At 36.7% G+C, this 14,589-nt stretch carries 15 protein-coding genes; 8 read left to right on the top strand and 7 right to left on the bottom strand.

Annotation, left to right across the window (positions count from 1 at the left end; genetic code table 11):
• Positions 1-43: 43 nt before the first annotated feature.
• The 4 genes from AC3EMB_RS03735 to AC3EMB_RS03720 form a co-directional block, all read right to left on the bottom strand.
• Positions 44-1,516, bottom strand: a complete 1,473-nt coding sequence (locus tag AC3EMB_RS03735) for a sodium:solute symporter family protein (RefSeq protein WP_098235128.1) — start codon at positions 1,514-1,516, stop codon at positions 44-46.
• Positions 1,513-1,710 (bottom strand): DUF3311 domain-containing protein, encoded by a 198-nt coding sequence (locus AC3EMB_RS03730; protein WP_000719836.1) that lies wholly within the window; start codon positions 1,708-1,710, stop codon positions 1,513-1,515. Before AC3EMB_RS03730 ends, AC3EMB_RS03735 begins: the two co-directional genes overlap by 4 nt.
• A 1-nt stretch (position 1,711) precedes the next feature.
• Positions 1,712-2,887: an amidohydrolase gene (locus tag AC3EMB_RS03725; protein ID WP_366986958.1), complete on the bottom strand. Its 1,176-nt coding sequence runs from the start codon at positions 2,885-2,887 to the stop codon at positions 1,712-1,714.
• A gap of 132 nt (positions 2,888-3,019) precedes the next feature.
• Positions 3,020-3,730 (bottom strand): C39 family peptidase, encoded by a 711-nt coding sequence (locus AC3EMB_RS03720; protein WP_000734491.1) that lies wholly within the window; start codon positions 3,728-3,730, stop codon positions 3,020-3,022.
• A 376-nt stretch (positions 3,731-4,106) separates the two neighbouring features.
• On the opposite strand from AC3EMB_RS03720, the gene AC3EMB_RS03715 reads away from it, so the two are divergent.
• From AC3EMB_RS03715 to AC3EMB_RS03680, 8 genes are all read left to right on the top strand, one after another.
• Positions 4,107-5,522, top strand: coding sequence for an amino acid permease (locus tag AC3EMB_RS03715; protein WP_488517473.1), 1,416 nt, complete (start codon positions 4,107-4,109; stop codon positions 5,520-5,522).
• Between the two features lie 282 nt (positions 5,523-5,804).
• Positions 5,805-6,680, top strand: a complete 876-nt coding sequence (locus AC3EMB_RS03710) for a cytochrome aa3 quinol oxidase subunit II (RefSeq protein WP_001176165.1) — start codon at positions 5,805-5,807, stop codon at positions 6,678-6,680.
• A gap of 33 nt (positions 6,681-6,713) precedes the next feature.
• Positions 6,714-8,648 (top strand): cytochrome aa3 quinol oxidase subunit I, encoded by a 1,935-nt coding sequence (gene qoxB, locus AC3EMB_RS03705; RefSeq protein WP_000762374.1) that lies wholly within the window; start codon positions 6,714-6,716, stop codon positions 8,646-8,648.
• Positions 8,649-8,661: 13 nt separating this feature from the next.
• Positions 8,662-9,264 carry a cytochrome aa3 quinol oxidase subunit III gene (gene qoxC / locus AC3EMB_RS03700; protein ID WP_000729316.1) on the top strand — a complete coding sequence of 201 codons (603 nt, stop codon included), beginning with the start codon at positions 8,662-8,664 and terminating at the stop codon, positions 9,262-9,264.
• Complete coding sequence (qoxD, locus tag AC3EMB_RS03695) at positions 9,265-9,576, top strand: cytochrome aa3 quinol oxidase subunit IV (protein WP_000068425.1); 312 nt, start codon at positions 9,265-9,267, stop codon at positions 9,574-9,576. It begins immediately after the preceding gene.
• A gap of 220 nt (positions 9,577-9,796) precedes the next feature.
• Positions 9,797-11,626 carry a monovalent cation:proton antiporter family protein gene (locus AC3EMB_RS03690; RefSeq protein ID WP_064532083.1) on the top strand — a complete coding sequence of 610 codons (1,830 nt, stop codon included), beginning with the start codon at positions 9,797-9,799 and terminating at the stop codon, positions 11,624-11,626.
• Between the two features lie 52 nt (positions 11,627-11,678).
• Positions 11,679-11,936 (top strand): DUF4022 family protein, encoded by a 258-nt coding sequence (locus AC3EMB_RS03685; protein WP_071714271.1) that lies wholly within the window; start codon positions 11,679-11,681, stop codon positions 11,934-11,936.
• Positions 11,937-11,950: 14 nt separating this feature from the next.
• A complete protein-coding gene (locus AC3EMB_RS03680; RefSeq protein ID WP_000633846.1) occupies positions 11,951-12,388 on the top strand; it encodes a GNAT family N-acetyltransferase in 438 nt (145 codons plus the stop codon).
• Between the two features lie 39 nt (positions 12,389-12,427).
• Here the strand turns inward: AC3EMB_RS03680 and AC3EMB_RS03675 are convergent, their stop codons facing one another.
• The 3 genes from AC3EMB_RS03675 to AC3EMB_RS03665 form a co-directional block, all read right to left on the bottom strand.
• On the bottom strand, positions 12,428-12,856 hold the full coding sequence (locus AC3EMB_RS03675; RefSeq protein WP_053565223.1) for a hypothetical protein: 429 nt from the start codon (positions 12,854-12,856) through the stop codon (positions 12,428-12,430).
• 4 nt (positions 12,857-12,860) lie between these two features.
• Positions 12,861-13,061 (bottom strand): helix-turn-helix transcriptional regulator, encoded by a 201-nt coding sequence (locus AC3EMB_RS03670; protein ID WP_000301177.1) that lies wholly within the window; start codon positions 13,059-13,061, stop codon positions 12,861-12,863.
• Positions 13,062-13,264: 203 nt separating this feature from the next.
• On the bottom strand, positions 13,265-14,557 hold the full coding sequence (locus tag AC3EMB_RS03665) for an NCS2 family permease (RefSeq protein ID WP_000487188.1): 1,293 nt from the start codon (positions 14,555-14,557) through the stop codon (positions 13,265-13,267).
• Positions 14,558-14,589: the final 32 nt, after the last annotated feature.

The raw sequence follows: 14,589 nt of genomic DNA, 5'->3' as shown, positions 1-14,589 counted from the left end.
AAAAAAGAGCTATCTCTTTGCAAAGATAGCTCCAATAAACGAATTACTTTTCTACTATTGTAGTGTTTTTCTTTATAAATACACCTTTTGTAAATCCACTAACTACAAACATCACAATCATATTAATTAACAATGCGACTATGCCCACATTCAAATCTTTTATATACTGCGGAAAACTCGGAAACATCGTAGCTATAGTTGAGCCAGATAAGGTAATATATGCGACCACTAACAGCCCAACTCCCATTCCTGCAATCGCTCCTTGCTTCGTAACAATTTGGCGTGGAAACACGCTACATACAAGTGCAGGGAAAAGTTGCGTAACGATACTGTACCCCATTAAGAGAAGCGCGCCTATTGTTTCCCCTCCTTTAAATGTAAATAAAACTGCCACGAGCGTTACTACAGGCACAAATAATTTTGCCATCTTAGCAACTTGTCTATCTGAAGCAGATGGAACAATCGTTCGATAAATATTTTTTGCTAACAGTGTAGAAGCCGCCATAACAAGCATAGAGCCTGGAACCAATGCCGTTAATACTCCCGCACTACCAATAATCCCAATAAACCAAGGATCAAAAGTTTGTAAAGCAAGACGGACTAACGAAAGATCTACATCTGCTCCCTTTAACCCAGGAACTTGCAATATAGCAGCAAACCCTGCGAAAAATACGAAAAGTAACACTAAAGAATACAATGGCATAATTGCTGCATTTTTACGAAATACTTTTTCATTTTTTGCAGAAAAAGCAGAAGCAAATGTATGAGGCCACATATAGAAACCGAGGGCCGTTAATATAATAGTAGAAACAAACCAAGAAATACTCATTCCTTCTTCAGGTAAAGATAAAAATCCTGGTTTCGCTGCTTCTACAGCTTCAAACATCGGCTGAAATCCTCCATAATAATGATACGGTAAATATATACCTAAAAACATAACGATAAACAGTATCATAATATCCTTCAAAGCAGCCGTCCAAGCTGAACCGTGTATACCTGAAACCATTACATATATAGTTATAACAATAGCACCAATCCAAACTGCAACAACAGGTGATACCCTTCCGTAAGACGCTTCTGAAACGATAATTCCCAGTCCCTTTAACTGTAAAACAAGATATGGGATGATGGAAACAACACCAACAATTGAAACAATAAGTCCAAGCGCCTTACTTCTGTATTTCTTCGCAAAAAAATCCGACTGCGAAACAAGGTTATGCTCTTTTGCATACTTCCAAATCGGTGGCAATAAAAAATACGATAAAAGATAAGCTAAAGCACCATAGCCTAAAATATAAAAGGTAGGTGCGCCTTTACTATATGCCCAGCCGCTTCCTCCTAAAAATGTAAACGTCGTATAAATTTCACCTGCCATAAGGAGAAAAACAAAAATAGTGCCAAACCCTCTTCCTCCAACTGACCATTGTTCTAAATTCATATCTTTTCCATGTTGTGCCCGAATCCCTAAAAATAGTGCGAGAAACAAAAATAAAATAATGATAAGTAATGCAGTCATTTTACATCCTCCTTATTAGCAGGATCAAACACGTACACAAGCCCCATACAAAGAGAAGTAATAAACACTGATAATAATACCCAAAATAATAAAAAGGGCATCCCTAATACGTAAGGAGTAACTGAATTCGCAAATATTGGCCCAACTACTAAACAAAGAACTGGAATAAGCGCTAGGATGTGTATTTTCTTCATCTCATTCTCCTTTACTTATAAAGTTCATAATGGCTGATACAAAGACTTCCACTCCAATCGGTAATGCATCTTCGTCAATCGTAAAACGAGGGTGATGGTGAGGATATATAATACCTTTCTCTTTATTTCCTGCTCCGATAAAAAAGAATGTCCCCGGTGCCTTTTGTAAAAACGCTGAAAAATCTTCTCCAGCCATCGTTGGCTGTAAACGAACAACTCTATCCCTTCCATAAAGTTGTAATGCCGTTTGTTCAATAAGCTCTGTAGCTTCATAGTCATTTACAACTGGTCGATATCCATATTCATATGAAAATGTATATTTCGCTCCGTAAGATTCCGTAATATACTTCACAATCCGCTCAATCTTCTTCTCTGTTTCACCTCGTAATTCATGTCTTAAACTTCTCACTGTCCCTTCAATCTCGGCTTGCTCTGGTATTACATTATGAGTTGTCCCCGCATGAAATTGCGTAACAGATATTACGAGCGAATCTAATGGATTCGTGAGGCGAGATACAATTTGCTGAAGTTGCGAAACGACTTGTGTTCCGATTGCGATACTATCCACCGTTTCATGAGGGATTCCAGCATGTCCACCTTTTCCCTCTATCTTAATTTTAAAAACATCCGGTGCAGCCATTGCAGGACCATAAATAACACCTATTTTCCCAACCTCTAACGACGCCCAAAGGTGAGCACCAATAATATAATCCACACCTTCCATTACACCTGCAGCAACCATCTCCTCTGCACCACCAGGAAAATTTTCTTCAGCATGTTGGAATAGAAAACGAATCTCCCCTTTAATCTTCTCTCTTTCTTCTACTAACTTATGTACAACCCCAAGTAATATCGCTATATGTCCATCATGACCACATGCATGCATTACACCTTTATATGTAGAAATAAAATCAAACTCATTTTCTTCATGAATAGGAAGAGCATCCATATCGGCTCGAACCGCAACTGTTTTGCCCGGATGTTTACCTACTAACTTTGCCATCACACTATATTCAGTCGGCCGTGACACTTCTAAATATGGGAATTTCCGAAGTATATCGAACACAAACTGCGATGTTTTTTCTTCTTGAAAAGATAACTCTGGATACTTATGAAAATGCCTTCTCCACTCAACTAACTGATTTTTTGACAAAACAAGTTCCTTTGCAACATCCATACCCCTTCACTCCTTCTTCACCAAGTTAAATGTTATTATAACGTGAATTGCTAACTTTTAAAAGAATCTTCTGAATTTTCAGTTATGATAAACTAAAAAGAAAAAGCCATCCAAAAGATGACTTTTTCATTATTATAAAATAGTAATTGCTTGTTTTCCCATTTGCTCCCAAGCTTTCTCAAATTCTGCTCGTGGAACAGCCAAACGCGGATTATTTTTAAGAGGATCATTTACATATACAAAGTTTTGATCATATCCAATTACTACTGCACTATGCTCATAATATGTAATTTTCACTTCGCCCGAACTCGTATTCCATGTTTCAAAACTACTTTCAGCTAGCGGCTTAAACGTCGTATTAATAATGACCCATACCGGTGAACCAGAACTAATTACTTTATATATATCTTGCATGTCTCTACCTGTTAAATTAATTACTTTTTCAGGAACATATTTTTCTGCTAAATTAAAAATCGGTTGATTATATACACCATATCCAGGCTCTGCCTTTGTGTAAATATTTCCAACAAACCCTTCGTAAGGATTTCCCCGTACGCCATTTTGTTCAAATGGAACGCGATGAATTTCGCTAGCAAGTTGCATCTTATCTACTTGTACACCTTTATATTGCAGCAACATAGCTAAACTTGTCACTTCACATCCTCGAGGTAATTCTGGTAATTGTTTAATAAACGGAACATCTTCAATCATAGCTGCTTCTTTCATTTCAGATAGAAACTCTAAGCGTAGAACTTGCGCCTTTTGCATGATTTTATCTTTTCCTATAAAAAATGCAGCAGCAAGTATAATCCCAAAAACAAAAAGATATTTTAACTTTTTCATTATAAACAAAACTCCATTAATTATTATTTTACAGACACAACTCTTATCATTGTACCCTTCTTCTTACTAGTTTGCTAGAAAGATCATGTGAATTATCGCTCATAGAATTAATTATAAAAATTCTAATTATTTTTAATAAAAAGAAAAATAAATATACATTTCCAGAATATTTTGCTAAAATCAAAATTGTTAACATAGTGAAGATATCACCATGTTAACAAACATTCTTAGAGTATTTAATCATAGTTCGTTTTTTTACATACTCCATTCATTTCATAGCAAATAAACCGAGTGTGTTTTGCATCCCCCACTAATGATTAAAAACTCAGAATAAAACGAAGTTCACACATTCAAGAAAATACGGGGTGAGGGGCATATGAATCAACAAATTGAACAAACAGATTTAAAACGAACAATGAAAAGTAGACACCTATTTATGATTGCACTCGGCGGCGTTATCGGAACCGGTCTATTTATGGGATCTGGTCAAATCGTCCATAATGCCGGACCTGGTGGTGCTATTCTTGCATTTTTAGTCGGTGGATTTGTTATGTATTTAACGATGTTATGTCTTGGTGAATTATCCGTTGCTATGCCAGAAGCAGGTTCATTCCAAAGCTATGCAAGCAAATTTATTTCACCTGGTTTTGGATTTGTTGTCGGTTGGATGTATTGGCTAAATTGGGCTGTTACGGTGGGAGTAGAGTTAACAACTGTAAGTATTTTAATGAAACGCTGGTTTCCAGACGTTTCTTCATGGATTTGGTGCGTTACATTTGCAGCAGCACTCTTCCTCGTAAACGCTTTATCAGCAAAAGCATATGCAGAAGCAGAGTTTTGGTTCGCAAGTGTAAAAGTCGCGACAATTGTTATTTTTATCGTACTTGGTGGCGCTGTTATGTTCGGTCTACTAGACTTTAATGGAAAGCCAGCTCCAATGCTTCATAATTTCACTGAAAATGGCGGGCTATTTCCAAACGGCGCATTAGCTGTTCTTCTTACGATGATTACAGTAAATTACTCCTTCCAAGGAACAGAATTAATCGGAATCGCTTCAGGAGAAAGTGAAAACCCTGAAAAAACAATTCCAAAAGCAATCAAAAACACAATTTGGCGAACTCTCTTCTTCTTCGTCTTAGCTATATCAGTTGTTGTAGGTTTACTCCCATGGCAAGAGGCTAATCTAGTCGAAAGTCCCTTTGTACTTGTTTTTGATGTAGCCGGTGTCCCATATGCAGCAGACATTATGAACTTCGTTATTATTACAGCTGTATTATCCGTTGCTAACTCTGGTCTATACGCAAATTCTCGTATGCTTTGGGCGATGGCAAAACAAGGAATGGCAAGTCCAGCATTTACGAAATTAACTAAAAAAGGTGTACCGCTAAATGCACTAATTTTCAGCCTAATTTTCGCTAGCCTTTCTTTATTAACAAGTGTATTTGCGGCAGATACTGTCTTTCTAGTTTTAACCTCTATTGCAGCAATGGCTGCTGTTGTCGTGTGGATGTCAATCGCCGCTTCACAGTTTTTCTTCCGTAGAAATTTCGTGAAAAATGGTGGCGACATAAATGATTTAAAATATCGTACACCGCTCTATCCGCTAGTTCCAATCGTAGCGTTCTCGCTCAATTTCATTACATTTATTAGTTTGGCTTTCATTCCAGATCAAAGAATTGCTCTTTATTGTGGCATTCCATTTATGATTATTTGTTACATTTTATACCAAGTTAAATATAAAAAAGTTGTCACACTTGAACAGCCACGAACTATCACACAAGAAATAAACTAAATATACAAAATATTCAGCTATCTTTCTTATGATAAGATAGCTTTTTTCTATTTCTTGGATATCCTGGTATAACTTTATTTATCTTAAAATTTTCACAATCACGTTTTTCTCTGGAAAATAGTTTACAATGTAATCAAGTTACAAATGATATTCACCTTAAAAAGTGTGCATTTGTGTCTATTTTTTAACAATATATCAAAAACTATTGCCTTCTATAAATTAATAGGTTTATATTGTTTTATTGGCATAGTTTCAATCCAAGGAGAAAGGAGATTTTCAATCGTGCAACTAAAGAAAGCGTTTTGGAAGTTGGCTTCGCTTCTTCCGTTATCATTACTTCTGTTCCTCGGTGGCTGTGATAAAAAACTCGCAGTATTAAATCCGCAAGGACCTGTTGCAAAAGCACAGTATGATTTAATTGTTTGGTCATTCTTGCTTATGTCATTAATTATCGCAATTGTATTCATTCTGTTTACAGTCATCTTGATTCGTTATCGTGAAAAACCAGAGAATATGGACTATGAGCCACCTGAACAACACGGTAACACATTACTAGAAATTATTTGGACGCTTGTTCCTGTTATTATCGTTATCGCATTATCGATTCCAACAGTAAAAGCAACTTATGCTTCGGAAGAGGTTCCGAAAGAGTCCAAACATATTAAACCAGTTGAAATTTATGTTACATCTGCAAACTGGAAATGGTTATTCAGTTACCCAGAGGAAAAAATTGAAACCGTTAACTATTTAAACATCCCAGCTGGTGTACCAATTCAATTCAAACTGACTTCTGTCGGCCCAATGAATGCTTTCTGGGTACCAGAACTTGGTGGTATGAAGTACACAATGGATGGCATGATTATGGATCTTTATTTACAAGCTGATAAGCCAGGTTCTTACCTAGGCCGTAGTGCGAACTTCTCTGGTGAAGGATTCACACACATGGAGTTCGAAGTTGAAGCGAAAACTAAAGAGAAATATGACAAGTGGGTTAAAGAAGTACAAGAAACTGCTCCTAAACTAACAGAAGCTAAGTACAACGAAATTGTTAAACCTGGTGTAGTTGGTCGTATGACATTCTCTAGTCACCACTTAAGTTATGTAGATCCAAAATCACTTGAATATTGTGATTACAACTACTACAAAAACAAAAAATAATAGCTATTATTCCAACAGATTGGAGTGAACACAGTGAAGCTTGATGAATTCTTTGTCACAGGTGACCCGATTATTTACGGTGCAGACGCTTCTATCGTTCTTGTGACATTAGCAATCATTTTCGTACTAACAAAGTATAAAAAATGGAAATGGCTTTGGGACGAATGGTTAACAACTGTTGACCATAAAAAAATCGGAGCCATGTATATTATTTCTGCGGTTATCATGTTATTCCGTGGTGGTATGGATGGTTTAATGATCCGTGCACAGTTAACATTCCCAGAAACAACTTATTTAAACGCTGAACACTATAACGGAATCTTTACAACGCATGGTACAGTAATGATTCTTTTCATGGCAATGCCATTCGTTATGGGATTAATGAACCTTGTAGTACCATTACAAATTGGTGCTCGTGATGTTGCATATCCGTTCTTAAATGCTTTAAGTTTCTGGTTATTCTTTGTCGGAGCAATGTTATTCAACATCGCTTTCGTAATCGGTGGTTCTCCAGACGCTGGGTGGACTTCTTACTTCCCAATGGCAGGTACAGAGTTTACTTCAGGCGTAGGAAATAACTACTACGCAATTGCATTACAGATTTCAGGTCTCGGTACGCTAATGACCGGTATTAACTTCCTTGTTACTATCTTAAAAATGCGTACACCTGGTATGACTTTAATGAGAATGCCAATGTTTACTTGGTCAATCTTAATTACAACAATTATCATTATTTTCGCTTTCCCAGTATTAACAGTTGCTCTTGCATTAATGACATTTGACCGTCTATTCGATGCTCACTTCTTTACGATGGCGAGCGGCGGTATGCCGATGTTATGGGCCAACCTGTTCTGGGTATGGGGTCACCCTGAAGTATATATCGTTATTTTACCGGCATTCGGTATTTTCTCTGAAATCATTAGTACATTCTCACGTAAGCGTCTATTCGGTTACAGTGCGATGGTATACTCAATGGTTGCAATTTCTTTACTAAGTTTCGTCGTATGGCTTCACCACTTCTTCACGATGGGTGCAGGTCCAGCGGTTAACTCATTCTTCTCGATTTCGACAATGGCGATTTCGATTCCAACCGGTGTTAAGATCTTTAACTGGTTGTTTACACTGTATAAAGGACGTATCCGTTTTACAGTTCCAATGCTTTGGTCATTGGCATTTATTCCAAACTTCGTAGTCGGTGGGGTTACAGGGGTTATGCTTGGAATGGCAGCAGCTGATTATCAATACCATAACAGCTACTTCCTAATCGCTCACTTCCACTACGTATTAATCGCAGGTACAGTATTCGCTATGCTTGCTGGATTCACATTCTGGTATCCAAAAATGACTGGTCATATGTTAAATGAACGCCTAGGTAAATGGACATTCTGGATCTTTATGAGCGGATTCAACATCTGTTTCTTCCCAATGTACTTCTTAGGTTTAGACGGTATGACTCGTCGTATGTACACTTACTCTGAAAGTCTTGGATGGGGATGGCTAAACCAAATCGCATCTGTTGGTGCGGTAATGATGGGTATTGGCTTCCTACTTCTTTGCTACAACGTAATTTGGAGTGCACGTCACGGTGAACGTGACACAACTGGAGATCCATGGGATGGCCGTACACTTGAATGGGCAACTCAATCTCCTGTACAACATTACAACTTCGCGAAACTTCCTGAAATCAAAGAAGCTGATGCTTTCTGGTACATGAAAAAACGCGGAGAAACAGTTACACCAGCAGCAGAAGATATCAAACCAATTCACATGCCAAGTAACTCTGGTGTGCCTATTATTGCGTCTTTATTCTTCGGTCTTGCAGGTTTCGCATTAGTATTTAGCTGGTTCTGGCTTGCAGCAATCGGCGGCGTTGGTATTTTAGCTTGCTTAATCTATCGTTCATTCGATTATGATGATGGCTACTACGTAAGCGTTGATGAAATTAAAGAAACAGAACATATAGCATGAGAGGTGAAATGACATGGCGGCTTTAGATAAAAGCTTACCTTTGGAATATCAATCCGAACAAAGCAGATTGAATATCCTAGGATTCTGGATTTTTCTTGGGGCTGAAATTATGCTGTTCGCAACACTTTTCGCCTCTTATCTAGTCCTTGCTGGTCGTACGGCAGATGGCCCAACACCAGCGCAACTGTTTGAACTTAAAACGCTTTTAATTCAAACATTACTACTTTTAACAAGTAGTTTCACATGTGGTATCGTAATTCACGAAATGCGTAAGCACAACCAAAAAGCAATGCTTGGATGGTTCGTCCTTACATTACTTTTAGGTGCAGGTTTCCTATTCTTTGAAATCGAAGAGTTCATTATGTACATCGGTGAAGGCGCAACAATTCAAACAAGTGCTTTCCTATCTGCATTCTTCGTTCTTCTTGGAACGCATGGAGCCCACGTAACAGGCGGTATCATTTGGGCAATTTGTGTTATTATCCAAATTTTAAAACGAGGTTTAACACCAGTTACAGCTCGTAAAGTATTCATTATCAGCTTATACTGGCATTTCCTTGACCTTGTTTGGGTCTTTATTTACACACTAGTTTACTTGAACGGGATGGTGGCGTAGATGGCTCAAAACAACAATCAAGCAAACGGGCATGCGCATAGCGGATTCCCTTGGTCACACGTTTTCGGATTTATTTTATCGCTTGCATTAACGTTTCTAGCGTTATACGTGGCACTTTACACAACATTGCCACTTTCAACAGTCTTAACAACTATTATCATAATGGCTGTTGCGCAAGCATTGTTACAATTAATTATGTTCATGCATTTAAAAGAAGGAGAAGGAAGAGTTCAAATTCTTACAATGATATACAGTTTCTTCGTTGCAACTGCAACAGTTGGTTTAACTGTATGGATCTTCTTCTCAATGTAATGTACATGAAAAAGACTGCTGAGGAATCTCAGCAGTCTTTTTTATTCTCCTCCCCCATTACATCCACTTTACGGAATTAACAGCAGAATCATGAAGAATATACTTATTATGACAAATGTTAAGAAAAGTCTTTCTTTATGAAATCGAATCCATATGCGTTGCTTTTCTACCTATTATATGGCTAAATAGGTACTATATTTATTTGAAGGGAGAGAACGCAATGGAACATCATACTTCTGTTCTATCACTTATGGTTGTCGTTGCAATCGCGTTTTTCGTTCCCCTTTTGTTACAACGCTTTAAATTAAAAGCACTTCCTGTTGTCGTTGCAGAAATTATTGCAGGAATCTTTGTAGGTAAAAGTGGGTTTAATATTATTGAGCCAGATATGTGGCTTCAAGTTTTATCAACATTAGGATTTATCTTCCTCATGTTCTTAAGCGGTTTAGAAATTGATTTTTCTATCTTTAAACAAAAAGGGAAAAAAAATACGACAAACGAACCAAATACATTTCAAGCAGCAAGCATTATCTTCTTATTTATTTTCATCTTATCTTATGCCCTATCATTACTATTCGTATGGCTAGGATTTGTAGATAATGCAATGTTCATGACTTTAATTATTTCAACTATTTCTTTAGGTGTTGTTGTACCAACACTAAAAGAGAACAACCTAGGAAAAACTGCAATCGGACAAATCATTTTATTAGTTGCTGTTATTGCAGACTTAGTTACAATGATTTTACTCGCTGTTTTCGTCGGATTAAATTCCGAAAGCGGCCAAAGTATGTGGCTCTTACTTCTTCTATTCGGTGCCGGTATTGTCATTTACTTTATTGCAAAACGCTTTAAAAACATTCCATACTTAGATAGTTTAAAAGCTGGTAGTGTACAAATTGATACACGGGCTGTTTTTGCACTCATTTTAATCTTAGTTGGGTTATCGGAATCTGTTGGAGCAGAAAATATTTTAGGTGCCTTCTTAGCAGGTGTACTTGTATCGTTATTATCACCCGATGAAGATATGGTGGAAAAACTTGATTCCATCGGCTATGGTTTCTTCATCCCTATTTTCTTCGTAATGGTTGGTGTAAATCTAGAGGTATGGTCTATTTTTAAAGAGCCTTCTAGCATGCTAATGATCCCAATCTTAATTGTAGGACTCTTTATTTCAAAACTCTTACCATCACTCGTCTTACGAAAATGGTATCCACGTAATATCGTACTTGGAAGTGCAATCTTATTAACATCGACACTTTCTTTAGTTATCGCGGCTGCACAAATTGGTGAAAAACTAGGGATCATCAGTCCAAGTTTATCTGCCTCTCTTATTTTAAGCGCAGTTATTACTTGTATTTTTGCACCTATATTGTTTAAAAAAATGTTCCCAAAAGTAGAAACACCAAAACCAAAAGTAGCTATTATTGGCGCGAGCAGAATTACCCTTCCGTTATCACTAGATTTAAAACGAGAAGATTATGACGTAACACTATATATGATGCGTCAAAACAAAATAAATGATGAGGAAGCGAAATCGCATGACTTCCCTATCGTGAAATTAGATGACATCACAATCGCATCATTAACTGAACAAACAGCATTTGATGCAGATCGCGTCGTTGTTGCAACAAGCGATGATGAACAAAACTTATTATTAGCAGAACATGCAAAAGAGCTAGGTGTTGAACATGTTATTGCAAGTGTAGAAGATCCACTTCTACAAGAAAAAGCAACGCAAGAACATATCGCTGTATTCTCAACAATTAACTCTACACGTATTTTATTACGTGCACTTATTGATAAACCTAGTCTCGTTCGCTTAATTACAACAGCAAACGAAACAGTACGCGAAGTTGAACTACGCAGCAATAAATATAACGGCATTGCGCTTCGCCGCCTTCCGTTTTTAGGTGATGTACTTGTCATTCAAATCTACCGCGGTAATAAAGCATTAATACCACATGGTGATACAAGACTACAACACGGCGATACATTACTTGTAACAGGTTCAAAAGAGCATATCGATACACTAAAAAACATATTAGAGTAAAAAAATGCCCCTCACATAATTGAGGGGCATTTTTTTAATTTCATATGGTAAAATGTTACTATCACATATTATGAGGATGGATTACATTATGTCTATTGTAACTTTAGCTCTCTTATTATTAGCGGAAGTACTCGTCGCCATTATTCTCATCGGTGTTAGCATTGAAATTTGCAGCTATGGTTGGAAAAAATCAAATGGAGTTAAATACTCATTCCTTTTTCTTTCACTCCTTCTCGGAACCGCTAGTATACTCGGCCTTCTCGCTGCACCTGCATACTTCTTTATACAACTTATAGAAAAAGGTTTATAAGAAAGGATGATAACATGATTACTGTGCAGTATATTGATGCATCCGAGACACACTTATTACGCCAAGCGGTGTTGCGTCCCAATCAGTCCCTAGCAGACTGTAAATACTCTTCTGATTACGAAAAAGACACATTCCACTTAGGTGCCTTTATAAACGATGAGTTGATTAGCATCGCTTCCTTCTCAAAAGAAATATATCCTGATTTGCAAAAAGGTATCCATTATAGACTACGAGGAATGGCAACATTACCTAACTTTCGGAACAAAAGAGCTGGAAGCTCCTTAATTCAGAAGGCAGAACAAATTTTAAAAGAACGGAAAGCAAACATCCTATGGTGTAATGGCCGTATTACTGTAACTGACTATTACAAGCGATTAGACTTTCAGGAGCATGGTGAAATCTTTGAAATTGAACCGATTGGCCTTCATAAAGTACTGTATAAAAAGATATAAGAAAGGCTTTCCTCAATACGGGAAAGCCTTTCTTATATTTCAATCTTCACTTTTTATCTTTTTCATATATATGTAGATAAATAAACTAGGAACTAAAAAACAAGCAAACATAATAAGTGCTGTTATACTGATTGCTTTTATCGAAATATTCGGTGTTACAATAATACAAATAGCTAACAGTCCAATAACAACACCTACCGGAATGAATAATAGTTTCATGAAATAACTACGTGATACCCCACCTGTATGCTCATATGCCTCTACAGAATGTTTTAAATTTAAGAAGTTAATGGCTACGATCCCGCCCATAAATACCATTAATAGATCCGAAACACTTTCATATCCTGCTCCTTGCAAAACATAACGGTAAAAAACAATGCCTAGTATGATGATATTTTGTAAAATGAAAACTAACCTAATGTGTTTTAACCCCTCAATCATTAAACGTTCATCTTTCACGATTTTCACCCTATCACTCCTTTTCCTCCCAAAACAAATCATTCAATGTTTTATCTACCGCATAACAAATTTTCAAACATAAATCTAAAGATGGGTTGTATTTCCCCTTCTCAATTAAACTAATCGTTTGCCTTGTAACGCCTACTTTTTCTGCTAATTTTTGCTGTGTTAAATCTAACTGAACACGCGCGACTTTTATTTTACTTACAGCCATTCATGTTCCTCCTCCACCTTTATTGTAACATATACATTCCATTAGGTAATTTATATTTTACGAAATTAATTTAATTTCCACATTATCCCGATTGATGCGGGCTAATACACAGTGGGGATAAATCCCCACTACTGCCTATAGTTTCACTTTATTATACACAAAAAAGGAGCCTCTCATAAGAAGCTCACTCTCCTATATCTATATTATAAGAATAAATGACATCCAAATAAAATTGTAAATAAGTATAGTAATGGATGTACTTCCTTTCCTTTACCCTTCACAATTTTCAAAACTGGATATACTAAAAATCCAATTGCAATTCCATTTGCAATACTAGACGTTAACGGAATACCTATAAAAATCAAAAATGCTGGTAACGCATCTTCAAATTCATTCCAATTAATATCTCGAATGCTTTGTGCCATTAAACTACCTACTATAATTAATGAAGGAGCTGTAATAGCGGCTACACTTGATAAAGAAGCAATAACAGGACTGAAAAATGCCGTTATAATTGTTAGACCAACAACTACAATCCCTGTTAATCCAGTTTTCCCACCTGCAGCAATACCTGCTGACGATTCAATCGTCGCTGCTGTTGGGCTTGTTCCAAAGATAGAACCTGTAGTCCCGCCAATTGCATCTGCAATAAACGCTTTACCAAAACGCTTCTCTGTATTGTCTGTAATTAAACCTGCTTGTTTAATTAAACCAAGTAATGCACCTGTTGTATCAAATAAAAGTACAAGTAAAAATGAAAATACAACACCATATAATCCGTATTCAATTACATCTGAAAATGCATTGATTGGGTTTGAAACGATAATACCCTCTGGCAAATGAGGCATCGCCACAATTTTATCAGCAAACTTCAATTGCCCTGTAAAGAAGGCGATAACTCCTGTCACAATCATACTAATAAATAATGCACCACTCACACGTAATGCCATTAATACCGCCGCTAATATTAAACCAATTAAAGTTAAAATAACAGCTGGAGAATGAAAATCACCAATCGTAACTAAATTAGAAGGATGATCCACGATAATTCCAGAAAGGCGCAATCCAATAAAAGCAATAAATAGTCCAATTCCACCTGCAATTGCATGCTTTAAACTATCAGGAATTGCTAAAATTAACTTTTGCCTAAACGAAGTAAAAGATAATAAAAGAAAAATAATCCCCGTTACAAATACAGCTGAAAAGGCAACTACATATGTAATCCCTTCTGCCTTCTGTACAACAGAATAAGCAAAATATGCATTCATTCCCATAGCTGGAGCAATAACAATCGGGTAATTCGCGAAAATCGCCATACCTACTGTTCCAACAACGGTTGCAATAATTGTTGCTGTAAACGCTTGGTCAAATGGTACACCTGCATCAGATAATATTTTTGGATTGATGACAAGAATATACGCAAATGTAAAAAAAGTTGTGATGCCAGCTAAAAACTCTTGCTTCACAGAAGTGTTATATTTTTGTAATTGAAACATGCTTATGTACCCTTCCTACACCTGAATTATTA

The organism is Bacillus sp. LQ16 (assembly GCF_057784645.1).
Note: the sequence above shows the minus strand (reverse complement) of the source record. Positions and strands in the feature narration are given on the sequence as shown.